The 23,019-nt window shown below is 41.8% G+C and carries 21 protein-coding genes and 2 pseudogenes; 6 read left to right on the top strand and 17 right to left on the bottom strand.

The features are described 5' to 3' along the window. Positions 1-51 precede the first annotated feature (51 nt). The 3 genes from V7L29_RS23880 to V7L29_RS23870 all read right to left on the bottom strand — a co-directional run bounded on the left by V7L29_RS23880 (position 52) and on the right by V7L29_RS23870 (position 1,146). Entirely contained in the window at positions 52-369 is a 318-nt protein-coding gene (locus tag V7L29_RS23880) for a hypothetical protein (protein ID WP_334737005.1), read from the bottom strand. A gap of 75 nt (positions 370-444) precedes the next feature. Then, a complete protein-coding gene (locus V7L29_RS23875; RefSeq protein WP_334737004.1) occupies positions 445-759 on the bottom strand; it encodes a hypothetical protein in 315 nt (104 codons plus the stop codon). 75 nt (positions 760-834) lie between these two features. Then, entirely contained in the window at positions 835-1,146 is a 312-nt protein-coding gene (locus V7L29_RS23870; RefSeq protein WP_334690117.1) for a hypothetical protein, read from the bottom strand. A 953-nt stretch (positions 1,147-2,099) separates the two neighbouring features. On the opposite strand from V7L29_RS23870, the gene V7L29_RS23865 reads away from it, so the two are divergent. Then, positions 2,100-3,434 carry an HlyD family efflux transporter periplasmic adaptor subunit gene (locus V7L29_RS23865; RefSeq protein WP_334690116.1) on the top strand — a complete coding sequence of 445 codons (1,335 nt, stop codon included), beginning with the start codon at positions 2,100-2,102 and terminating at the stop codon, positions 3,432-3,434. A 116-nt stretch (positions 3,435-3,550) separates the two neighbouring features. On the opposite strand, the gene V7L29_RS23860 is transcribed toward V7L29_RS23865, so the two are convergent. From V7L29_RS23860 to V7L29_RS23845, 4 genes are all read right to left on the bottom strand, one after another. After that, complete coding sequence (locus tag V7L29_RS23860; RefSeq protein WP_334737003.1) at positions 3,551-4,300, bottom strand: hypothetical protein; 750 nt, start codon at positions 4,298-4,300, stop codon at positions 3,551-3,553. A gap of 311 nt (positions 4,301-4,611) precedes the next feature. After that, positions 4,612-4,857, bottom strand: coding sequence for a hypothetical protein (locus V7L29_RS23855; RefSeq protein WP_334690114.1), 246 nt, complete (start codon positions 4,855-4,857; stop codon positions 4,612-4,614). Between the two features lie 6 nt (positions 4,858-4,863). Further along, positions 4,864-4,992 carry a hypothetical protein gene (locus tag V7L29_RS23850; RefSeq protein WP_334690113.1) on the bottom strand — a complete coding sequence of 43 codons (129 nt, stop codon included), beginning with the start codon at positions 4,990-4,992 and terminating at the stop codon, positions 4,864-4,866. Positions 4,993-5,254: 262 nt separating this feature from the next. After that, positions 5,255-6,952 carry an alpha/beta hydrolase gene (locus tag V7L29_RS23845; RefSeq protein WP_334737002.1) on the bottom strand — a complete coding sequence of 566 codons (1,698 nt, stop codon included), beginning with the start codon at positions 6,950-6,952 and terminating at the stop codon, positions 5,255-5,257. A 291-nt stretch (positions 6,953-7,243) separates the two neighbouring features. Here V7L29_RS23845 and V7L29_RS23840 point away from each other — a divergent pair, with 291 nt between their 5' ends. Continuing rightward, positions 7,244-7,438 carry a hypothetical protein gene (locus V7L29_RS23840; RefSeq protein ID WP_334690111.1) on the top strand — a complete coding sequence of 65 codons (195 nt, stop codon included), beginning with the start codon at positions 7,244-7,246 and terminating at the stop codon, positions 7,436-7,438. A gap of 11 nt (positions 7,439-7,449) precedes the next feature. Here V7L29_RS23840 and V7L29_RS23835 read toward each other — a convergent pair whose 3' ends face one another. The 4 genes and pseudogenes from V7L29_RS23835 to V7L29_RS35600 form a co-directional block, all read right to left on the bottom strand. Further along, entirely contained in the window at positions 7,450-8,373 is a 924-nt protein-coding gene (locus V7L29_RS23835) for an ion channel (protein ID WP_334690110.1), read from the bottom strand. Next, positions 8,373-8,708 (bottom strand): hypothetical protein, encoded by a 336-nt coding sequence (locus tag V7L29_RS23830; protein WP_334737001.1) that lies wholly within the window; start codon positions 8,706-8,708, stop codon positions 8,373-8,375. The genes V7L29_RS23835 and V7L29_RS23830 overlap by 1 nt, the downstream gene beginning before the upstream one ends. After that, on the bottom strand, positions 8,623-8,964 hold the full coding sequence (locus tag V7L29_RS35605; RefSeq protein WP_442944247.1) for a helix-turn-helix domain-containing protein: 342 nt from the start codon (positions 8,962-8,964) through the stop codon (positions 8,623-8,625). Before V7L29_RS35605 ends, V7L29_RS23830 begins: the two co-directional genes overlap by 86 nt. 286 nt (positions 8,965-9,250) lie before the next feature. Further along, positions 9,251-9,355 (bottom strand): annotated as a pseudogene (locus tag V7L29_RS35600) (IS982 family transposase); the annotation flags it as partial. Positions 9,356-9,776: 421 nt separating this feature from the next. Between V7L29_RS35600 and V7L29_RS23825 the strand changes: the two are divergent. Together V7L29_RS23825 and V7L29_RS23820 are read left to right on the top strand one after the other, a co-directional pair. Continuing rightward, positions 9,777-10,790, top strand: a complete 1,014-nt coding sequence (locus V7L29_RS23825) for an AraC family transcriptional regulator (RefSeq protein ID WP_334737000.1) — start codon at positions 9,777-9,779, stop codon at positions 10,788-10,790. An 866-nt stretch (positions 10,791-11,656) separates the two neighbouring features. Continuing rightward, positions 11,657-12,202 (top strand): annotated as a pseudogene (locus tag V7L29_RS23820) (TonB-dependent siderophore receptor); the annotation flags it as partial. 384 nt (positions 12,203-12,586) lie between these two features. Here V7L29_RS23820 and V7L29_RS23815 read toward each other — a convergent pair. The 6 genes from V7L29_RS23815 to sat form a co-directional block, all read right to left on the bottom strand. Next, complete coding sequence (locus V7L29_RS23815; RefSeq protein ID WP_334736999.1) at positions 12,587-13,480, bottom strand: DUF2382 domain-containing protein; 894 nt, start codon at positions 13,478-13,480, stop codon at positions 12,587-12,589. Positions 13,481-13,748: 268 nt separating this feature from the next. Next, positions 13,749-14,654 carry a DUF2382 domain-containing protein gene (locus V7L29_RS23810; protein ID WP_334736998.1) on the bottom strand — a complete coding sequence of 302 codons (906 nt, stop codon included), beginning with the start codon at positions 14,652-14,654 and terminating at the stop codon, positions 13,749-13,751. A gap of 712 nt (positions 14,655-15,366) precedes the next feature. Further along, complete coding sequence (locus V7L29_RS23805) at positions 15,367-16,209, bottom strand: DUF2382 domain-containing protein (RefSeq protein ID WP_334736997.1); 843 nt, start codon at positions 16,207-16,209, stop codon at positions 15,367-15,369. Positions 16,210-16,576: 367 nt separating this feature from the next. Continuing rightward, complete coding sequence (locus V7L29_RS23800; protein WP_334736996.1) at positions 16,577-16,882, bottom strand: hypothetical protein; 306 nt, start codon at positions 16,880-16,882, stop codon at positions 16,577-16,579. Between the two features lie 81 nt (positions 16,883-16,963). After that, the gene (locus V7L29_RS23795) at positions 16,964-19,069 is read right to left on the bottom strand and encodes a caspase family protein (RefSeq protein ID WP_334736995.1); all 2,106 of its coding nucleotides are present in this window, start codon (positions 19,067-19,069) and stop codon (positions 16,964-16,966) included. A gap of 194 nt (positions 19,070-19,263) precedes the next feature. Next, entirely contained in the window at positions 19,264-20,442 is a 1,179-nt protein-coding gene (gene sat, locus V7L29_RS23790) for a sulfate adenylyltransferase (RefSeq protein WP_334736994.1), read from the bottom strand. A 325-nt stretch (positions 20,443-20,767) separates the two neighbouring features. On the opposite strand from sat, the gene V7L29_RS23785 reads away from it, so the two are divergent. Together V7L29_RS23785 and V7L29_RS23780 are read left to right on the top strand one after the other, a co-directional pair. Next, on the top strand, positions 20,768-21,217 hold the full coding sequence (locus tag V7L29_RS23785) for a hypothetical protein (protein ID WP_334736993.1): 450 nt from the start codon (positions 20,768-20,770) through the stop codon (positions 21,215-21,217). Positions 21,218-21,328: 111 nt separating this feature from the next. Then, positions 21,329-23,019: tetratricopeptide repeat protein (locus tag V7L29_RS23780; protein ID WP_334736992.1), on the top strand; the 1,691-nt coding region annotated here is incomplete at its 3' end.

Raw genomic sequence — 23,019 nt, 5'->3', positions numbered from 1 at the left:
GATAGTTACAAAAAACAAGCTGCGCTAGAGCAGCGCAAGATAAGAGTATACCTAACCCGCCTGTGCACCTACGGCATTATTCGAGGTGTTGGTTGCGTCTCCACCATTTCCACCGTTGGAGCTAACTGTAACGCCAATGAGTACAACTGGTGAGTCACTGCCGCCGCCTACAGTGATAGCACCACCGTTGCCGCCTTTACCGCCAGTGGCTGTTTGCTTAACGGTGTTGCTAGCTTTGGCAGTATTTTTGGTTAAGAAGAGGAAGCTCAATATGTATTTGGGATCTACCACCGGTTTCTTGGGGGTGTTACCACCAGAGAGATTAGCTTCTTCGTTGGGGGTTAATGTAGTAAACAACGTGCTTTCCATTTAGTTCTCGCTTAGGCTTAGTTTGATAGTTACAAAAAACAAGCTGCGCTAGAGCAGCGCAACATAAGAGTATACCTAACCCGCCTGTGCACCTACGGCATTATTCGAGGTGTTGGTTGCGTCTCCACCATTTCCACCGTTGGAGCTAACTTTAACGCCAATGAGTACAACTGGTGAGTCACTGCCGCCGCCTATAGTGATAGCACCACCGTTGCCGCCAGCACCGCCAGTGGCTGTTTGCTTAACGGTGTTGCTAGCTGTGGCAGTATTCTTGGTCAGGAATAACAAGAGCGCTTTTACATTGATGGGATCTTTTTTCTTGGGGGCGTTACCACCAGAGAGATTAGCTTCTTCGTTGGGGGTTAATGTAGTAAACAACGTGCTTTCCATTTAGTTCTCGCTTAGGCTTAGTTTGATAGTTACAAAGAACAAGCTGCGCTAGAGCAGCGCAACATAAGATTATACCTAACCAGCTGATGCACCTACGGCATTATTCGAGGTGTTGCTTGCGTTTCCACCATTTCCACCGTTGGAGCTGAGTTTGACGCCAATGAGTACAACTGGTGAGTCTTTGCCGCCGCCTACAGTGATAGCACCACCGTTGCCGCCAGCACCGCCAGTGGCTGTTTGAGTAACGGTGTTGGTAGCTGTGGCAGTATTTTTGGTCAGGAATAACAAGAGCGCTGTTACATTGGTGGGATCTTTCTTGGGGGCGTTACCACCAGAGAGATTAGCTTCTTCGTTGGGGGTTAATGTCGTGAACAATGTGCTTTCCATAATCGTTAGTTCTCGCTTAATTGTTGGGATTATCACGTCACTTCAAAATATATAAATATAATAAATATAAACATAAATAGTATATTTAGTTACTTCTTCCGTGCCGCTAAAAGTATTATACGACTCTTGCTCTACAGGTCAAGCAACTAATTTTTTAAGAAATATGTATTACATCTCTTGAGTACAGATACTACATAGTTATTCTTTATACAAATTTAATTAGAAGTAAGTTCTGATTTATCAAAAAATTGCAAGCGTCAATATATATGTTGATATAAATATGGCAATCTAAAAGCTGAATTTTGTCAAATAAATTATAGGTTAAACTTATTACGTATTAATACTGGTAATGTAACGATAATGCTAGTAATTAAAGATATAAAAAATCAAATACACTATATTTTTATACAAATTCTACTTAAATGAATTTCTAAAACTCAAAATTCGTACTCTACATTTGGGAATAAGTAATTTTATGTAGCAATCTAATGTTTCAAATAATTTTATACAGCAACAATCTGAATAAATATAATTTCTTTTAATATAAAAACGCTGAAATTGCTTAATTATTGATTAATGGGGAAAAAGCTTTCATTCATTATACAAAATGTTTATAAAAAAATAAAGAATAGATAAAATTTTAGATAAGAATTATAAAGATTTAGTATTCCGACTAAAATGCGCTAATTGTTATTTATACTTAACTGTATAGAAACCTCGTATTTACATACTAAAATACATGCATTAAGGCACTTATCAGTAATAAAAGCAAAAGCTGTCGCTTTTGCCCTGGAGGGCAAAAACGCTAAAATTATGGGATTTTTGCAAAGAATCTCATTGAAACAGAAGAGAGCTTTCATTTTTTGGATATCCCTAAATTTTGGTCGTTCCGCTAACGCAAGGTAGATTTTTTTGCTAGATTATTTACACAACCAAAATGTTTTTTAGCGTTCATGCTCATTGACCCTCAACCAGACTTTCTCCGCCTAGTCGAAAACGACGAGTATCTTCCGCCAGTCAGCATATGGACAAGGTTGGGAGGGATATTTTTGATTGGAAGTATTGGCGCTGGCTTCGGTCTTGCTAGTGTCATTCAATACAACATAATAGTGAAGGCTGATGCTACCGTCCGTCCAACCGGAGAAATACGGTTAGTGCAAGCAGCAGCTGAGGGAACAGTTATAAACATCAAGGTGAAAGAAAATCAGATTGTGAAAAAGGGAGATATGATCGCACTGCTCGACAACTCTCAATTGCAAAGTAAAAAAAGCCAAATAATCGGAAATATACAGCAGAATAAGTTACAACAAGCGCAAATCGATGCACAACTCAAAGCGCTAAAAGTTCAAATGAGTGCTGAGTCCAATGCAATGCAACAGGCGATCGCATCTGCAAAAGCAGACTTCAGTCGCAATCAAAGAGACTACAAAGATAAAAAAATCACTACTCAGACAGAAGTACAAGAATTAGAAGCTAGTGTTGAATTAGCTAGACAGCAACTCAAGGGATATGAGCAGCTGGGAAATACAGGAGCAATTGCTGATCTCGAAATTAAAGAAAAAGAACAAGCTTTTAAAGCTGCTACTGCTAGACTCGAAAACGCTAAAGCTGCACTCAATCCCAGTGATGCTAATGTGGCGATCGCACAAGAACGCATTGCCCAAGAATTGACAAAGGGCGAATCTACCCTCGCTCAATTAAACAAAGAGAAAGAGGAAATCATCAGGCGTCAAGTTGAAATCCAAAATCAAATTAGCAACGCTCAACAAGAACTCAAACAAGTCTTTACAGAACTGCAAAAAACTGTAATTCGTACCTCAGAGGCAGGTACTATTCTTAAACTAGATTTAAGAAATGCTGGGCAAGTTGTCCGTCCTGGAGATGTGATCGCTCAAATTGCTCCCAACAATGCCCCTCTCGTCATCAAAGCCCGTGTTGCTGCTGCTGATATTAGCAAAGTGAAGGTGTGTAAAGTCGTACAAGTAACAAAATGTCCAGAGGGGGAAGTACAAATGCGGCTTTCTGCCTATCCATACCCAGATTATGGCATCCTCAAAGGTGCTGTTAGAGGTATTAGTGCCGACGCCATTACCTCTCAAAGTAATAGCAACATTCCAACTCCGCCTTACTATGAAGTAACAATTGAAGCAGAGAGACTTTATTTAAAAAGGAGAGATAAATCCTATCCGATTCAAGCAGGGATGGAAGTTACAGCTGAAATCATTTCTAAAAAAGAAACCCTACTAACATTTATTCTGAGAAAAGCAAGGCTGCTAACAGATTTGTAGGCTACTTCCTGTATTCCACACCATTGAGAACTACTTTAATAATTCCAAATTCAAAATTCATGCATTGTACTCCTAGGTCGAAGCAAGCTACGCGCAGCGTCTCGTAGAGAAGAGAGTTACATAAGTAGAACACTAAGGGGTAATTGAGCGTAGTCGGAGCCTCCGAAACTCTTGGTTAATAATTGTTTAATCTTATATTCTTCAGCAAAATTAACAAGCATATCTATCAAGGCTGTAAATAATTCAAAAATTTTATTAACTAATTCACAGGCTTGCTTGTGAATATCTTCTGCTAAATGCATACTTGCAATAAATTCTTTTTTTTGATAAGAATGAACACTATGGTCATTTTCAGCGAGTAAATGAGGATTTCCAAAATACGGATACTCTCGATTAGTAAAAACTTTTAATTCTTGAGTGACTCGTGCAGTTATTGAGAAAAAAATATTCGAGATGGATTTTATCGACTTAATAGCTACTAGCTTGTAAATGGGATTAACTTGAAAAGTTCGCCAATATAGTTCATAAATTGTTTGTCTAAAAATCAGTGTCTGATCACTCAAATTAAATTTTAAAGAGTCAGTGAAATTTAAAAATTGGTTAAAATCTAAGTAGTCTAAATTTTTTAAAAACCATATCCAATGATTCTCTTCTTCAGGTATTTGTTTGTTAACAATATCTTGAATTGGGTTAACTATTGGTTCTTCTAACCAAACAAACTTGTTTAAATCTCCATATACTATTACAAAAAGTGCAAAAGATAATCTTTGTATAGGATTAATGCTTTTATTCCGTAAAAACTCAAAGAAGGATAATTGAGCAAATTTGGCTAATTCTTTTTCAATTAATGCAAACACTTTTTTCATGTTGAACTTTCACCTACAATTATTACTTGTTTACTATTGAAGTTCGTCAACCTAGTACCTGCTTACTCTACGTTGGGCGTACAAGTGTTATGCAGAGCTAGCCAGATATTTACAAAACTTCATAAAAAAATCCTGCCTGATAATTGGACAGCGTAGTGTCTATTGAGTTATCAGTTCGGCTCATAAGTTTTTCGCAGAAGACACCCTTTGTTTACAAAAGTTCACGAACTGCGTTACAGTCAACGTTTTCCCCTTGTGTGGTCAGAGTTTTGTTTTGGTCGCTTGGGCATGATGGTAAACCAAACTTTTCATTACCTCGTTTGATAATTGAATTTACCTAAGAAGTGACGTTCGGCATTACTACCAGGGCATTCTAGTACAGCAACGGCAAAACCATAGGATGCTAGATGTTCAACCAGGTAAACAAAGGTAGAGCAATCTGAAGCAACACCGTGAGAAATGTACAACCAGGGAAAAGGGCGCTTCTCCTTGGCTTTGTGAACCTGCTTCAGATAAATAGATATCCACGGGTAGACGGCGTGAGCGAGAAATGTCATTTAGTTCTAGGCTTTTTTCTGCCAGCGGAATTTTCCTAGCGATCGCAAATCTGGCTGTTTTAAGAAGTCAATTGTTGAATTGACTGCTTGAGCGATCGCTTCTTTTTGAAGAGAGGCAACAACTTCATCCCTCACCAGTCGCACTCCAATACAAGCAAGAGAATTCTGGCGATTGACGCCTTTATGTTCTTAATGGCTAGAGCCGCTTATTACGAGCCAAATTAATTTTTACATTGCCTAACATAGTTTGATTTATTTTTGCTCACTTACTTAATTGTTATTTAGACTTAGGCTATGGCTCACCTTAAACCTTAATCTTGTTGGCTTCGCGAAAGCAAGGCTGCTAACAGATTTGTAGGCTCCTTTCTGTATTCCATGCTATTGAGAACCACTCTAACTAAGGTGGGGTAGGGGTAGGTTGAGGTTTTGATGGTTTGGCTGACTGGGGAATTGAGCCATTCCAAATTTGATTGAATTGATCTGCTGACAACGACTGTAAAATACTGAGATTAAGCGGCTGTTTACTGATAAATGTGGCGTAGGATGGCTGCAAATAGGAGCGGTATTCAGAGCGATTGAGGAGATGGGTTTCCATAAAAGCTAGACTCAGGGCGTTGAGATAGGAATAAACAGCAGCCCGATCAGGGCCCAGCAAGGCAGATGGCACAGGTAAGACATCATTTTGAGAAGTAGGTTCGCCGATCGCCGAAAAGTGAGTAGCGTTTTCAATTAAAGCTAGATACTTATTGGAGTCAGAAAGCCAGGTAAAAGGGCGAATTTGCTCAAATACGGGTGGGGCGAAAATATCTTGACTACCTGCTACCAGCATTACCGGAATTTTAATTTGACTGACTCCGCTTTTACCCAAAATTGAGCTGTCAATGGGATTAATCGCCATGATCACCTTGATGCGATCGTCTTTGAGTTCGTAATTTATTGGTGGTAACTTAGTTGCTTGACACTGCAAAAAGAGCGACAAATTAAAGGATGAATTATTGGGATTACAGTCTTGACGTAGTTGCCTAAAGTTAATATTTGCTCCTGCTAGAGTCAAAACAGTATAACCACCAAGGGACTGACCGATCGCCCCAATTTGCTGAAAATTGAGTTTCCCTTGGAGGGTAGGATCGGATTTTTCTAGACGCTGGAGTTCATTGAGGAGATACTTGATATCCAAAGGTCGGTTGATAAATTCTGCTGGTTCTGGTGCCCCTGCCAAACCTGCAAAGTATAGCTGAAAGCGTTGGGCATTACTACCAGGGTGTTCCAATACAGCAACAGCAAAACCATAGGATGCTAGATGTTCAGCTAGGTAAACAAAGGTAGAGCGGTCTGAGGCGAGACCATGAGAAATTACAATCAGGGGAAAGGGAGGCGAAGACAGTTCTTTAGTACTTGGTGAAGCTGCTTGCGGCAGATAGATATCTACGGGTAGACGGCGATTGCGAGAAATGTCATTTAGCTCTAGGCTTTTTTTCTGCCAGCGGAATTTTCCTGGCGATCGCAAATCTGGCTGTTTTGAGAAGTCAATTGTTGAATTGGCTGCTTGAGCGATCGCTTCTTTTTGAAGAGAGGCAAAAACTTCATCCTTTTTTTTGATCAATTGTGACAAGTCATCGACTATCCTTAACCCCTCTGTAAAATTCACCCGGATAGTATTGCTAGGAAATTTCCGCAGCAAATTCACAACCGTTAAACCCTGTTGATCAGCAGCAGCCAAAATCAAAGAGGCACGTATGGCATAGAAGCCATTTTTTCGAGACTCAGTGAGGAGTAATTTTCCCAGTTGTTGCACCACCTCCTCTCCGATCGGTGAGTAGGTAACTTGAGATACTAGTGTAGGAGTGACATTGAAGCGTTGCTGGAGCAGATCCCGCAGTTGAGCGAGTTGTTGAGGATTAGCACGATTAGCATAAAATGAAAAGTCTTTATCGATTTTGCCTTCTTTAGCAAAGGTTTCTAGCGAGTTCACGGATAAGTAGAATTCGCCGAAGGGAGGGTAATAAAAGCTAATGCGTTGAGCTCCCAATCCAGGAGTAGCAGTCAAAAACGTAGATAGCAAACCTAAACCCAAGTATCTCAAAAATTTTTTCATTAGAAAAACCCACTGTCTAACCCTGCCAAACAAGTTTGGGCAGGGAGGAAAGCGGAGCGGGATCTATAACCGCTTTCCTGTTTACTTAATTTAGATATATCAAACAGGCTACAAGCACAATAAAGCAAGTATTTACATCCATAGTTTCGCACATAGGCAATAATCGGCACTGAATTAAATTTCGGGATGCTAGACTGATTGTCCTGAATTATCAAAACACATGGGTAGCAAATTTTTCAGCCAAACAGCAACAGTAGGGCGATAATAGATATAGAGATCAAAATATTTTATATGTCCTCCTCCTCCTGCCCCTGTTGTGTTGTCGTCCTCAATCAAAAACAAGAGCAAAATATCTCCCACCAAAAGCAGTGCCAGGATGTGCCAGTTAACCACAGCAAGAGCATGGTTAAAAGTTGCACTGTAGTTGAAAATGGTCGGGTTGTGGTTAAACCCTTACAACCACCACTCAATCAGACTTCCGAGTAACTTTCAGGCATTCAAAGCATTTCATCTAAAGGTAAAACATCGTGGAAGCGATTGTAATCAATGTAGCGATTTCCATCGGGTGTGTGGTGGAAGATATCGACAAATTGATTGTTCCACAATATTTCATTAGCACTATAGCTATGACGGGCATTGACGACCTGTGCAACCGTTTCATCAATGCCACTCAAAGAGATGATCAGCATAGTATTTGTCTGGGTTAACGATTCTGCTGTCATCCCATATAGAGGACTAAACTCATCAATGACATGCATTACTGACCAGCTTAACGTGAAGCTAGGTGTTTGGTTCCTTAGCAGTTTGAGATCGTAGAACCGACGCATAAACTGCCCTTCTTGGGTTACTTCGTCGCGCATCAAGTAGACTCGCATCTGCGCCTCCAGAATCATATTCCGACGCTGATTAGCGGTACGAAATATGAGAGTTGGCATCGCCTCATGAGATGTAATAACTGCTACACGGCTAAAGAGCACACGAGCTGTGGGTCGGGAGAACCGAGCAAACGCTAGTCCCGTCATCACAGAAATTCCTACCAAACCGATCATTGCTTCAATCGTGACAATAATGTTAGCGTAAGTTGTTTTAGGATACATTGCTCCATAGCCGATGGATGCTAGAGTTTGCACGCTAAAGAAAAAAACATCTAAAAAAGAGCCAGGTCGGGCGTTGGCAATACAATCTCCTCCTATCAAGTAAGCTAGGGCAAATAGAGCATTAATAGTTACATAGAAAGCACAAATTAGGAACAGAAAGCCAATCCAGGGAATCCTTAGCAGCAGATGGTAGGGATCGCGCCAGTAGGAATGCCATGCACCCATACCCATAATCTCAAACTTTCCATCTCGAACTTGAATCTGAACAGGTGGGATCAGATGCTGTCGTTTCTTGGATAAAAGTCTCTTCAGTCGAAATTTCATTACAATACCATTTCATTCTCTTTCAATGGTCGAGTGTATAAAGAACTAATTTCTTTGATACTTTTAACAAACGCTTCATCTCTTGGGGCTTTTGGTGATAACCACAAATGATGCCGCCAAGGTTTTAGTTTATTGCTGTTTAAAATTCGCCGTACAGTAGAAGCGAAAATACCACAACTATGGAAGCTGTTATGACTTGACGCGCTAATTCTGTACAATCCCACGCTCGTTAAAGAACGCTCCATCATATCAGCACGCTCGCAGGCGATCTTGACTAAGTACAATGCAACTTGAGGGGAAAGAAACCGGGGGTCTTCCCGGTCGTTTGCCATCATACAATCCTTCGATACCTTGCTCTCTAAACCTTCTTGCCCACTTTCTCAGGTGACGTTCTCCCATTCCTAGATAAAGACTTGTTTTACTGAATCTTTCCCCTGATGCCAACATTAATATTGCACGGGCGCGTTTTGCTAAACCTACAGGGGTTGTTGACTTACGCAACTGACTGTTCAATATCTCTTGTTGCCCTCCAGTTATTTCAATCCGGATACTTGAGATATGGAGAAAGCATATTCTGCTTTCTCCTGCCACCCTATAAAAAATATCTTCCTCTATTTCCGACCCCTTTTTGCGGTGACGTGTACTTAGATAGATTCGCCAACTTAGCGATCAAGAGCGTCATAGCACTAGCGCCCAAATGCTAGTACAGTCGCCAGCAGCAATCCCAGGAAGAGCAACTTAAGTTGTACCAATAACATCTGTTAAAGCCAATCCCACTCCTAAAGGTGTGGAGGTAATTTTAGAGATTCCATTTGGGACTCAACTGCAAGTCACAAATCGCAGTACGGGCAATAATTTTAACGTGAGTTCGACGGAACTAAAAAATGGCAGGAGGTAATGCAGGTAAGTCTTTTGGGTAAATATCAATAGATGGTTTTTTCGGCAAATAAGTATAAGCTGTCAAACCTGTGATCAAATTAATGAAGTTTAAATTCAAAGTGAAACACCATCAGCACAGCAGGATGAGCCGATTGAGTTGGTGGTGACAGAGGAGCATTCCCCAATCGATTCAAGTCGCACAAATTTAGTGATAACTGGCAGATTCGCAACAACTTTTCTGTAGCTGCTAGTAATACTAGACAAGTACAAGTGGATGGTGTTGAACTAGTGGACGATCGCTTCTTAGATATCGATTTTTATGATCTTGACCTTCGGCGATCGCTCTGAATGTGAAGCAAGCGATCGCTACTAGTTGAATTTTAAACTGCCTGCTAAAAGTACAATACTCACCGTAACTTTCTCACCAAGAAATCGGTGTCGAATAATATGGTTATTGCAAATATTTATTAAAAAATCTATGATTCGACTGAATTGATTTTCCTTTGCCTAGTAAAATTGCCACCATGCCACTAGACATAGCACGGACAATCGCTCAGACAGAATATGATGCGCTCTGGGATGAAGCCGATGAGTGCGGTGAGGTCTCTTGGCAGTACAATGATATTGAGCTACGACAGACCATTCCGAAGCATCTGGGGCAGGGGGAGACTCGGATAATCGATCTGCATCCGGGACTAAGCATTAGCATTACAATGTGTCAATATTGGCGACCCCTGCATCTGGACTATCATTGCATAGGCGAGGGGGTGCTGTTATCCAATTTCTATTTAGCGGGCGATCGCCGCATCATCAACCCCGGTATTGAGCTGGAAGAAGATCGAGCAGAAACCAGGGGTGAAACTTGCCTTTGCTACATCAAAGAGGCGCGATCAATTGAGTATTTCCCAGCCGAACAACCCCTAAAGGATGTATCAATTCAGATCAATTTAGAGCGGTTGCGATCGTTTGGGATGACCTGGGACAATGCCCCGTCTCTAGTGCAATTGTTAATTGAGGGGAAGTCAGCACAAAGCTTTCATCAAACTCTGTATAAAAGCACACCAGCCATACAACAGGCACTCCAGCAGATTCTTAACTGTCCGTATCAAGGATCGTTCAAGCGGATGTATTTGGAAAGTAAGGCACTAGAACTACTAGTGTTGCAGTTTCATCAACTGTTTGGGAAGGAAAAATTATCCTCTTCAACCCTGAGCTTTCGCCCAAGGGATGTTGAAAAACTGCATCTAGCAAAAGCGATTCTTCAGCGAACGCTTGAACATCCTCCCTCGTTGCTTGAGTTGGCAAGACTTGTAGGGCTGAATGATTTCAAGCTCAAGCATGGTTTTCGACACCTGTTTGGCACCACAGTGTTTGGCTATTTGCAGACTTGTCGGATGCAGCAAGCCCAGCAATTGTTAGGCGATCGCAATTTGAGTATTGCAGAGGTTGCCCATTGTGTGGGGTATGCCAGTCCAAGTCAGTTTTGCCATGCGTTCAAGCGGCATGTGGGCATGACACCGAGCAATTACCGTCATTAGTTTTAGGCGGTGTTGCAGACATGATTCAACTTGGTCGCGGCGTTAGCGAAGCGGTAGCGAGTCTTCTCCCAAGGGGAGACGCTAAGAGCGATAGCGTAGCGTTAGCGGAGGGAGGAACGCCGCTCCTTTCCCTGGGAACTGGGAAAACATTCCAAAATTTGCTGTGGGTAAGCTAATACCCATTTAACTTGCATATCGTTGATTTTGCAGAAAAAGCGTCAATCCTTCTCCCCTGCCCCTCTACTCCCTGCTGTCTAAATGTACTTTCTTAGGTGCTTAACAGCTTAATAGCCCCGAACATTATTTTTCAGTTGATTACCTAATCCCCAGCGCTGCACTGAAGCTCACTCGAAGTGTCTTTAGTCCCTTTTACTAAAGTTTTTAAGTATTTTTTCCTAAGTGAATTTTGAATTGTTTTGTCAGGGTTTTCTGATAATTTATTTTTTCACTGATGTCCCAACTGCTATATAAAATCAGTTTTAAACAAAAAAATCCGTTTGCAACAAAAACAAATCTGTTTGCAACAACACTATTTTTTTCAAATGCTGTATTCTCAACTATATTGAAAAGTTTTCCTCATTAGCTACAAGCTAAATCAATTTGTCATTCAGATTAACTGCATTATTTCTCTAGTCTTGCCAAGTGTGTGGAGTAGCCAATGAAACCAAAGCATTTATCGCAATTGATATTAGTAACTTGTTCTATATGTTTGTGGGGTACAATCAGTGTCACTGGGACTGAAGTACCCAAAAAAGAGAAACATAGCCAATCGATTGTATCGGTAAGTAGTCAATCAAGAACAATTAGAAAAATTCCCCTCCTGGGTGAAATAGAGCAATCAAGTAGGGACGCAAGCTTGTTAGTACCGTCTGTCGGCAACCCTTGCCTTCTACAACCTGACTCGTACGGGAGTGTTGACACCTGACAACAGACCAGGTGTACCCCCAGATACATTTTCGATTCAGACTGGGGAGCAGCGCAGCTGAGGCATTGAACTGAGTGTAGCTGGGGAGATTCTGCCGGGATGGAACATTCTGGCAGGCTATGCCTACACCGATGCCAAACTTACCGAGGACAATGTTCTTCCGGTGGGGAATCGTCTATTTAATACTCCTGAAAATAGCGTTAACCTGTGGACGACCTATAAATTTCAGCGCGGTTTGTTGCAGGGCTTTGGCGTAGGCTTGGGATTATTCTACGTGGGAGAACGGCAACCAGATTTAGAGAATACTTTTACAGTCCCCGGCTATCTGCGGACAGATGCCTCGATTTTTTACAGATGGGGTCAGTTCCGCACCGCCCTCAATGTGAGAAACCTATTTGATATTGATTATTTTGAAAAGGGCGATAGTGGGAGCGTTTACTATGGTGCGCCGTTCTCGGTAGAGGGCACAATTCGGTGGGAGTTTTGACCCCCAATTCCCCCCAGAGAAGCAGAAATAACCGACCCGCAGGTTAATCATCTACAACAGCACCCAGAAATCAAACTCGCCCAACCACTCAGTAAATTTTGCAACTAAAAGCGGATTTGAAGTTTTGACTACTATAGAGCAACAAGCCAACTCAGTAACGATTCAATGATCCAAGACGTCAAAAATCTTACTCCAAGTGACCTCGCGATTGCCGCATAATTTCCGATCCTTTTTTAGGGTGACGTGTACTTAGTATTGTAAATTAAGTTGCTTTGGAGACATTTCACTTACCCGCAAAGGAATGGAAACTTCAACTTTCTTTTCTTAAATTAGCAAAAAAATAGGGTGGGCAATGCCCACCCTACTAATTTATCTTCTATAAAGTTATTTTTCCGGCTTTAGTGATTGACCTTTAGAACAGCGGTCAAACCACTCTTGGTATTTTTTCTGGCGTGATTCATCTTCAACTGCAATTGTCACTCGCACCTGCTTACATCCGTGATTTTGTTCTAGTGCGATCGCATTTAACAATAAACTAGCAATTTTAGGTGAGCTAAATTCGCCGTTTACCGTTAAACCGCTATCAAAACGTGTAACTTCAAGTCTTTCTACTTCGGTCAAATCAACGCCAGAAATTTCCCCTTGTCCTAAATCAATTTCTGCGAGTTGTTTGTGTTCTGGGCTAATTTGTTCAACTATCAGCTTTTCACGCCGGACAGGAACTTGTAGCATCCGGGTTTCAATTACTTTGCGAACAATCACCTCACCAACTTTACGCTTACTGCTTTCAACAAACAGTCGTTCTTCTATTAGACGAATAATCTGTTCTTCGGTAACCTGTTCTAAATTTACTGGCTCAACTGGACTATTTGTAGTTTGATTCTTGGCTAGTTGCTCAGTTGAGCTTTCTGATAGTGTGCCCTCGCCTGGTGTTTCTGTTTCTAAATATTCAGGCATATACTCGATTTCTGATTTGTTTAAGTCTATGAAAACAGATTTAGTTGGCTTGTGAATTTGTTTTATTCTCTGGCTCTGCAATCGGAATAAAGAAGGATGTTTATTGGCTAACTGCTGACCATATTCTACAGTTTCTTGATTCGCCTGGTTAGATATAACTAAGTTTAGCCGACGATTAGCATCAACAATTAAATCATGAACCATTCCTACTAGCTGACCTTGCCTATCGATGACAACAAAATTCTTCACCTTCTCTTTCAAATCTGCCAGTGAGGTGCTAGTGCGAGTCTTCGTACTTGCCTGTCCAATGTTTTTTGTCATCGGTTGGCTATTCATATGCATGCAAAATTTCTGAACTGCTTTCTAGTTAGCTATATTAAAAGTATTGTTCATTTTGAGCTTTTAAAAGCACAGGCAAAGCCAATTAAACAGCCCCACCTGTACTCTGTCAAATTAGTTATTAGTTCTTAGCTAATAACTATAGGACTCCGATTTGATTTTTGAAAACATACTGAAACTGAAAACCCCTTTTTCTCAGTGTTTCATTTGAAATATTGTTCAGGAATCAGACAGGAGTCCTATATGTTGGTTAGCGTTCTTCAATCGGAAGATTACCAGAATTCACATCTAACTCTTCACGACGCACGGTTTCTTGAGTTTCAACTGTCTCTTGATCTACCACTTTTTTAACTCTGACTTCTTCACGCAAAAATGCTTCTTTGCGAACATCAGCAGTTTCTTCATGGAGTTCTATGCGAGTAACTTCGCCTTCACGGAAATCTGCTTCGCGACCAGAAGCGACAGTACCTGCATCTGCTGGAGTTACACGCTCAATCACAACTCGTTCTTTTTCTAATGGCACTGCAACCCGTGCAGTATCAGTCTCAACACGCTTACCAATCGATACTTCTCCAGTTTTTTGGCGTCGTTTACTGGCAATCAGCCGTTCTTCATACAATTTCAGAGTTTGATTATCTTGCTCATTTAACCCGTATAAAGAAGGCTCATTTTCGTAAGTATAATTATCACGGGCGTAAGTAGGCGTAACCGGCTGCTGATAAGTTGTATCCACTGGTGCTGTCGCTTCCAATGGTAATGATGCATCTAATGATGTATTTAAAGGTAGGGGGTAGTCTGTGGGTTGGCGATATACTCCACGTACCCGTTCTTCATAGTCGTAATCAAGGGTTTGGCGTTCATCGAACTCAGGTAAATTTTCTGCTTGCTCTCTAGTCAAGCCAATTGTGTAGACGCGATCAACATTATAATCAATACGGGCACGACCAATTGGTAGTAATACTTTTTTACCAAAAATCCAGAAGCCTAAGTCAACAACTAAATAGCGAAAATGACCTTCCTCATCAACTAAAACATCGCTGACAGTGCCAACTTTCTCATCAGTTCCTTGTGTATAAACCCCAAGCCCTTTAATATCTTGACCTTCAAACGTATCGCGGTAGCTAGGCTCAAAATCTTCTAGTTTGTAGAGAACCATTATATTTATTTAACCTCAAAAATTTTCTTGTCATCTCCCAATAACTAAACTAGACATTTATTGACTTTTTTACCTCCATCTGGCGAATGAATTATTGACAAACTTAAATAATCAAAAGTTATAGATATTTTTTATCTATGGCATATAAAAGAATATGGCTAACTAAAGACGCGAAATTGGGAAAATCTCACTTTTGTAAAAATTGTAAAAATATGTCTCGTCTTGGTACATGAAATTCGCCAGATATATTAAAATGCTCACAAAAAGACGACTGCGGTTGCCCCATTCCTTCACGGTAGGGGAGGAATTGTCGCTTTGTCGTCTTGGTCATTAGTTAATGGTAATCTCTTACAAAGTTCTGATGCCTACGGCGGGCTACGTCAACGGAGGAAACCTCCGCTCAGACTTTGCGCTTAGTCATTAGTATTACTAAACACGAAAAATTAAGTATAACAACTAATGACTAATAACTAATGACTAATGACTCGAAATCCCCCGGCTTGAAGCCGGGGGATGAGTTAACGCAAAATCTTGCATCTCTACACGGTTTATGAAGATGTAAATTTTTTAAAGTCTGAGATTCCCGACTTCTATAAGAAGTCGGGAATCTTGTTGTTGAAGAAAAAAAACACAGGCACAGAAAGATAAAAATTAACTTTGCCTGCATAGTTATTTCAGATAAATGTATCAAACAAATTTATTGACCAGCTACTTAAACAGCTTCGTCTGTAGTGGGATCATTTTCTTGCAGATATAAATTACCAACAGTATCAACATCTAACTCTTCTCGACGAATGCTATCTTGTACTTCCACAGTGTCCCGTTCTACTACTTTCTTAACTCGCACTTCTTCACGCACAAACGCTTCTTTATGTATCTCAGGCGTTTCTTCGTACACTTCTATGCGTGCTACTTCCCCTTCTTGGAACTGAAGTTCATTGGGAGCTACAACCTTTCCTGCTTCTGTTGGCACAACTCGCTCAATCAAAACTCGTTCTTTTTGAATAGGTACTGTAATGCGTGCAGTTTCTGTTTCAATGTGCTTACCAACCGTTACTTCACCGGTTTTGATGCGCTGTTTGTTAGCTATTAATCGTTCTTCATAGAGTTTAAAAGTTTGATGATCTTGCTCATTCAACCCGTATAAAGCTGGTTCTTGCTGGTAATTGTATGTATCGCGATCATAAGTCATACTGCTGATTGAAGAACGAAATACACTACGTACCTTTTCTTCATAATCATTATCAACGATCGCGTCTTCTTTGTGGTCAGGTAAATTTTCCACTTGCTGCTTGCTTAACCCATCAACATAGACGCGTTTTGCAGAATAATCAATCCGGGAAAGACCAATAGGTAGTAATATTTTCTTACTAATAAAATCTAAGCTTGTATCAATAATTAAATACCGGAAACGACCATCGTCATCAACTAAAACATCAGCCACTGAGCCAACTCTCTGTCCTCCCTCAGTATAAAGCTCTAGCGCTTTAATGTCGTCTCCAGCAAAAGTTTCTCGATAACTGGGGTCAAAATGTTCAAGTTTATGAAGAGGCATACGCTGTTTGCAGGTTGTTGATAAGGTTTATTTACTAATATAAAAAATATTGTTCTCAGTCTCCTCCCGCTAACGACTGAATTTAATTGAGATATTTTATAGTTTATAATTCATACTTTTAGTAACGCGTTTTTCGCCTCTGGAGACATCGACCTCTGCATGGGTGGAGAAATCCCTCCAAGTAATACCAATTTGAAAAAAGAGTGCGACAACTAGACTACCATAACTTAGACACACAAGGCAATTCCCAATCGAAAATCCGTTTTGGAAAGTTGAGCTACTGCGTTGGTGTTAGCGCAGCGTAAAGCCTACGGCATAGCTTCTTTACGAAACGCTGCGCGTAGCTTGCTTAAGAGCAGGGGTACGCTTAGAGCGACGTAGGAGCGTCGGCAATCCGGTCTTCTCCCAAAGGGAGACGCCAAAGGCGATAGCGCAGCGTTAGCGAGTCATCGAGCGTCTGGGGGTTTCCCCCATGAGGAACTGCCGTTAGCGTAGCGGTAGCGAGTAATCGAGCGTCAAGGGTCTTCCGGCTTGTCCTTTTGCGCGTCTTTCCTTCTGCCATTCGTGAGAGGCTAGTGCCTGCCGTAGGATGCCCAAAAGGCTGTAGGGAGAAGCAAGTGGCGTCTGAAGCCGCAGAAGCGTCTACAGACTTTCTGCAAAATCCAAAATCCAAAATGGTATAAGCCGAGTTGCAAGAAGAGGAAGCCCAATAAGTGATTATGGGAATCCCACGTCTTCAAGCCGTGGGAGAATATCAAACTACTTGAAAACTAAAGCTAAGACTTGCCCAATTATTTACATTCAAAATATATGAATCGGCTGCTGTGCCGTTCATCTCCGTTTTGAGGGCGCTGGCGTTATGCAGGTCTTGTAACAAGGCTTGTGCAACGTCTAAGGAATTCAACAATGGACCAATCGGCCCTTGTTCAGCTGTGGAATACTTAGCAGTGTTCAAGGCGGCAATAGTTCCGCTAAAGGGAGATGTAGCAACAATTAGTTGTTGTTCGTAAAAGAAAGCTGGCTCTGAAATCACCCATTCAAAAGCAGCATTAGTTTGGGGTAAGGTGAGGGTTTCACCTGGGGGGATAACGACTTCTTTGAGGAGGGACTTGGTATCGGCAGTGTTTGGTTCTTGGGTGGTTTCCTCAGAGTGGAAAGCAACTGCTGTCTGATTATTTTTTAATCCTAGCAAGATTAAATATGCTGGGCGATCGCTTTGATTTTCCACTCGATATTGCATTCGACTACCGATAGGTACAATCGCAGTCGGGAGTGATTTTTTAATTGAAGTTTCAGTTTTGAGAGTTCGTACTGTTTCGCGCTGCATGACGACGCGAGGCGATATGTCACTAATTATTTCTAAGGTTGCCTTCAAAGCTAAGCGGGAAGAACCTTGATTTTCTGTAAGTCGCCATAACTTGGCTGCAAGCAGAGTTGATAATTTTGGCGCTAACCTTTGGACTGTTAACTTGACTGCTTCTCCTACTTCCCCCGTGGTATTGGGAATTAGCTCGCCACCAAGAGAAAATAGACCATAACGACTAGCAATTTCCTCTAGCTTGGCAAATATATAATCAGCTGGTTTTTCTCCTGCTACTACGGTAGACACACGAGGAAATGCGGCAAAGGCACTTGTAGCGTCTACCCGCTCAATTCTTTCCAATCCAGTATCCAGAGCTATTGTTAAATTAATATTTCGGGGTAAAACTCGGACTGCTTCTTGGACGAGTTGCCCGACTTGTAGAGGATTTGTACTATCAATTTTGGAAATTTGCGCTTTTGCTGTTAACCCAGTCCGCGATCGCAATACTAATTGCTCTGTTGTTGCTAAGGTTAATCGAGAATTCACTCCGTAGTATAGCAGCACTTGTGGAGGTAATCCTGCCAACCACAGATGGACTGTTTTGCCGTCTTCTTCAATAGCTGTAACTGCGCCTTCTGCACCAATGATACCGTCTGGCATTAGAGACGTTATATGTTGATTTTTCTTATTAGTTAATAATGCTGGTTGCTGTTTGCTACCCAATTTGTTTAAAGAATTTTCCACATGAGAGAGGGTGACTTGAATTGTGGTGGCTGGGGTGAATTCCCACAAATACTGCGTCAAGGCATAGGTAAATAACCCAGCACTAAAACCAGAAAAGAGTCCTTCCCTCGCCGACTGCATTGGATTTGAGGTAGCTGCTAAAACAATCGGAGTGCTGGGTAACTTCTGAGTTTTAAGTTGTTTGAGCAAGTCGAGTTCCTCTGTTGCTAGCTTTGCTACTGACTCCTGAAGGGCACGAATTTTTAATCCTAAGACTGTGCTCAAAGCGTAATAGCTAGTATCCAATACTGCTGTTACTCGGTCTGTGGTGAGCGATCGCAATAATAGCAATATAGTTTCTTCTAATATATAGTTGACTATTTTCTCATCTTGTGATTTTTTACTGACATTGGCTGCCACCAGAGCATTTTGCATTGTATCTGGCGATGTTTCCAATTTGACACGGCTGCCATAGCCGCTAAAGTGGAAGACAACCAGATCACCGGGTTTAGCTTGCTTGCCCAGGTGATCCAAAAAAGCCGCCTCAATGAATTCCCTGCTGGCTTCTTCCTCAGTTAAGGTTAAAATATCTGACCCTTGGAAACCAAAGCGATGAATCAAAAGTTCTCTTTGTAGTTCCACATCCGTCAGACAACCACTGAGGGCTGAAATTTTAGGGTATTGGTTGATACCTATTAACAATGCCAACTTGCGCGGACTGGGTTGTGCCAAAGCCTGATAATAGCGATTTCCCAAAGACAACCACTCAGCTTCAGTTACCCCCAATACCGCGAGTATTGAGCCAATTCTGTGTAAAAACCTGCGCCGTTTCATAATTAGCTATCAGCCCTCAGCCCATTAGCTAGCAGCTTACAGGCCTGAACTCTGTATTGTAAAGTTACAGTTTATGCTGTTTGCTTGTTGATCAAAGAGTGAGGACAAGGGGACAGAGGGAGATGAGGGAGTAAGGCAGTAAGGGAGAAGAATTAATAACTAATGACTAATGCCCAATGCCCAATGCCAATGCCCTAAGCCGGTACTTGTATTCGCATTGCCCGCGCCAACTCTGCTGCGACCTCAGGACGAGAAAATTCTGGTGGAGGTAACTCACCGCGCCGCAGCATTTCCCGAACTTTTGTCCCCGACAGATGAATACGTTCCTCTGGCTTACTGGGACTGGTTTTAGTCGTTGCCATCTGCTTAGTGCGCGTGCAGTAAAAAGCGTGTTCAAATTTCATCGGCACAATGCCCAATTCACTTGGCTCAAACTCGTCAAAGATATACTGAGCATCGTAAGTGCCGTAATAGTCGCCAACGCCGGCATGATCCCGTCCGACGATAAAGTGAGTACAGCCGTAGTTTTTGCGGACTAAAGCATGGAAAATTGCCTCACGAGGCCCAGCATAACGCATTGCGGCTGGATTAATTGCCAAAATCACCCGGTCATCAGGGTAGTAGTGTTCCAGCAAAATTTCATAGCAGCGCATCCGTACATCGGCGGCAATGTCATCATCTTTTGTAGCCCCTACCAATGGGTGCAAAAATAGCGCATCTACTGTTTCCAAGGCGCACTTTTGAATATATTCATGAGCGCGATGAATGGGGTTGCGAGTTTGGAAACCAACAATGGTTTTCCAACCATTTTCTCGAAACATTTGCCGTGAGACAGCCGGATCTATTTGGTAGGTGGGAAACTGGGGATGAGGTTGGCGTTGCAGTAGCCAAATATCGCCAGCAAGATGTACATTACCTTGGTTATAGAGTACCTGTACACCTGGATGATTGGCATCATCAGTGCGGTAGACCTTTATTGCTTCGCGGGTTTTGTCGTAGTGGTATTTTTGCGTGAGTTGCAAAACCCCGATAAACCGACCGGCGGGGTTATCCAGACGGATCAAGTCGTCTTCTTTCAGGCGAGAAGCTATTTCTTCGCTGACTGATAGTGTAATCGGGATTGACCAGACAAGACCGTTAGCTAATCGCATTTCTGTAACAGTGCGATCATAGTCTTCCTGGTTCATAAAACCCGTTAGTGGACTAAAAGCACCGATCGCAATCATTTCTACATCAGAAACGGCGCGATCGTCAAGTTGCACTCGCGGCAAAAAGTCAGCTTTTGAGAGAAACTCTGCTCTTTGTTCTGGTGTGGCGATCCGGTTAACCAACTGTCCACCGTGGGGGGCTATAGCATCTGAATTTTGACTCAACGTGATCCCCTCTTTGTATTAACTGTTATTGTTTCAGATTATGTACTAACTTATCAAATGCTGGTACGTAGAGATAAATAGTTTGAGCAATGGTCTGTAGTTATTCCCCTTGTCTTTATCGTTTGTGTTAAAAAGTTTGGGGAATTTAGATACTTAAAACTGTAATCAAACTCTTAGAACGAAATATATAGCGGTTCTCGTTTACGTGAGGTACACCCGTAAGGGCACGGCACTGCCGTGCCCCTACACATGGCGATATAATGTTGTACCGTTTCTGAATGGGAGCCGCTATAAAATATAGCTATTGTCTGAGGATTTACCAGATATGGTTGGTCTTATTACTTTAACAGCGGCGCAAGCGATCGCAAATGTTGCCTTTAGCAAGTTCTTTGAGTCGAGTGTAGGTAAGTTAGGCGAGAAGTTTACTGAGACGGGACTGAAGAAGATTGACGAATTGTATCAGACAATTCGGAGAAAACTCAGTGGTAATCGTGGCGCTAATCATGCTTTAGCTGATGTGGAACAAGGTAATCAAGAAGCGTTACAGCGAGTAGCGATTTATCTTTTGGATGTAATGAACGCTGACGGTAACTTTGCCACAGATGTCCAAAAAATTGCTGATGAAATCAATATTCATCGTCTGGAAGATAACAGCAGCCAGAATCAGTACAACTATGGTGGACAGAATTATCAAACTAAAACAGGTGAGAACAATACTAATCAATTTGGCAATAGTACAACTAATAACTATTATAACAATTCACCACCGTCTTGACTGGAGTCGTCCGTAGAGCAACGGATAAATTCAAATGCTAACAGTCCGATTATTAACTCACTGCGTCCAGAAACTAGCTATTGGCAAGGACGGAATCATGAACTTGACCAAATGCAGCAATGGTTACATTCAGATAATCTGCGTTTAATTGGTGTAACGGCTACGGGTGGTTATGGAAAGTCGGCGTTAGTTGCTAAATTATCTCAAACAGTAGCAGCGAGTTTTCCCCAACAGATTTGGGCAACTTTTAGTGATGCCTATCCTTTTGCTATGTGGGGACGCTGGCTATTGGATAAGTTGGAGAAACCAGCGCCGGAAAAACCAGAAGATTTATTAATTGCGGTTTGTGATTGTTTGCAAACAGAACGATATTTGCTGGTGTTGGATAACCTGGAAACTTTGCTGCAAGATGATGGACAATGGCAGGATCAGGCTTATTCTGATTTTTTAAGGCGTTGGTTCGGTTCTCGCAGTGAAAGTAAGATTTTAATGACAAGCCGCGAACAACCGACGCTACCAAGCAATACCCTAAACCAAAGTAAATGGTTACGACTGGATGGACTTTCCACAGATGCAGGGGTGGCGTTGTTGCAAGCTTTGGAAATTCCAGGTTCAGATACAAATTTAGCAGAATTTGTCAAGGGTGTAGATGGACATCCTTTGTTGCTGAAGCTGGTGGCGGGGTTGCTGAAAGCTGAGGAGGGAGAAGAGGCGAATATTAGTGTTTTAAAACAGGATATTTTCGAGATATTAGGTTTGCACCGAGATGACCCAGAGGCGAGTATTGCTAAAATTTTAGATGCCAGTATTCAGCGTCTAGAACCCAGGTTACAAACTCTGTTGCGGGATTTAAGTGTATATCGCTTACCCTTTGACTGTTCAGCAGCACTGGCGATGTCTTTACAGGATTTGGAAAACCTCTCTCCAAACCTCTCTCCTAAGAGGAGAGAGGCTTTGAATTCTCCTCCAACGCAAGTAGGGAAGGAGACTGGGGGGTTAGGTTTCGCCTCTTCTTTTCCAGATGAGCTGAAGAGTCAGGTAGAAGTAGAACTGCGACAACTAGCAAAACGTTCTCTGTTACAAGAGAAGAAACAGCAAGGGGTGTGGAAGTTTTATTTTCAACCGTTAATTCAAAGCTATTTGCAAAACTCTTCTTCACCAAAAGCGCATCGTTGCACCATCGCCTATTACGAACAACACCGGAAACCGGAACTTTTATCCACAGATAAACTGGATGAGGTGGCGGAATATTTAGAAATTTTTCATCATCACTGTGAACTTGGGGAATATGTTCAGGCTTTTTCTAGCGTTTATTATCCTGCAAACAATCATGATAACTGCGACGAATTTTTAAGAAAAAATTACTACTATCCAGCCCGTCTGACATTATATGAGCGTTTATATCAAGAGTGGAAACAGCCAGAAAATTCAGATGAATTAAAATTCTACAGTGATTTACTCAAGCTGTACGGCGATGTTTTGCAGTTCCTTGACCGACGTGAGGAAGCATTACAACGCTACGATACCGCATTGTCATTTTACCGCGACACTGGTTCTCGCTTGGGGGAAGCTAATACATTAAAAGCGATTGGCGATGTTTTGCAGTTCCTTGACCGACGTGAGGAAGCTTTACAACGCTACGATACCGCATTGTCATTTTACCGCGACACTGGTTCTCGCTTGGGGGAAGCTAATACATTAAGAGCTATTGGCGATGTTTTGCAGTTCCTTGACCGACGTGAGGAAGCTTTACAACGCTACGATACCGCATTGTCATTTTACCGCGACACTGGTTCTCGCTT

The sequence above is a fragment of the Nostoc sp. genome, from assembly GCF_036916575.1.
Classification (GTDB): Bacteria; Cyanobacteriota; Cyanobacteriia; order Cyanobacteriales; family Nostocaceae; genus Nostoc.
The sequence above is the reverse complement of the archived record's forward strand: the minus strand, read 5'-3'. Positions and strand labels throughout refer to the sequence as shown.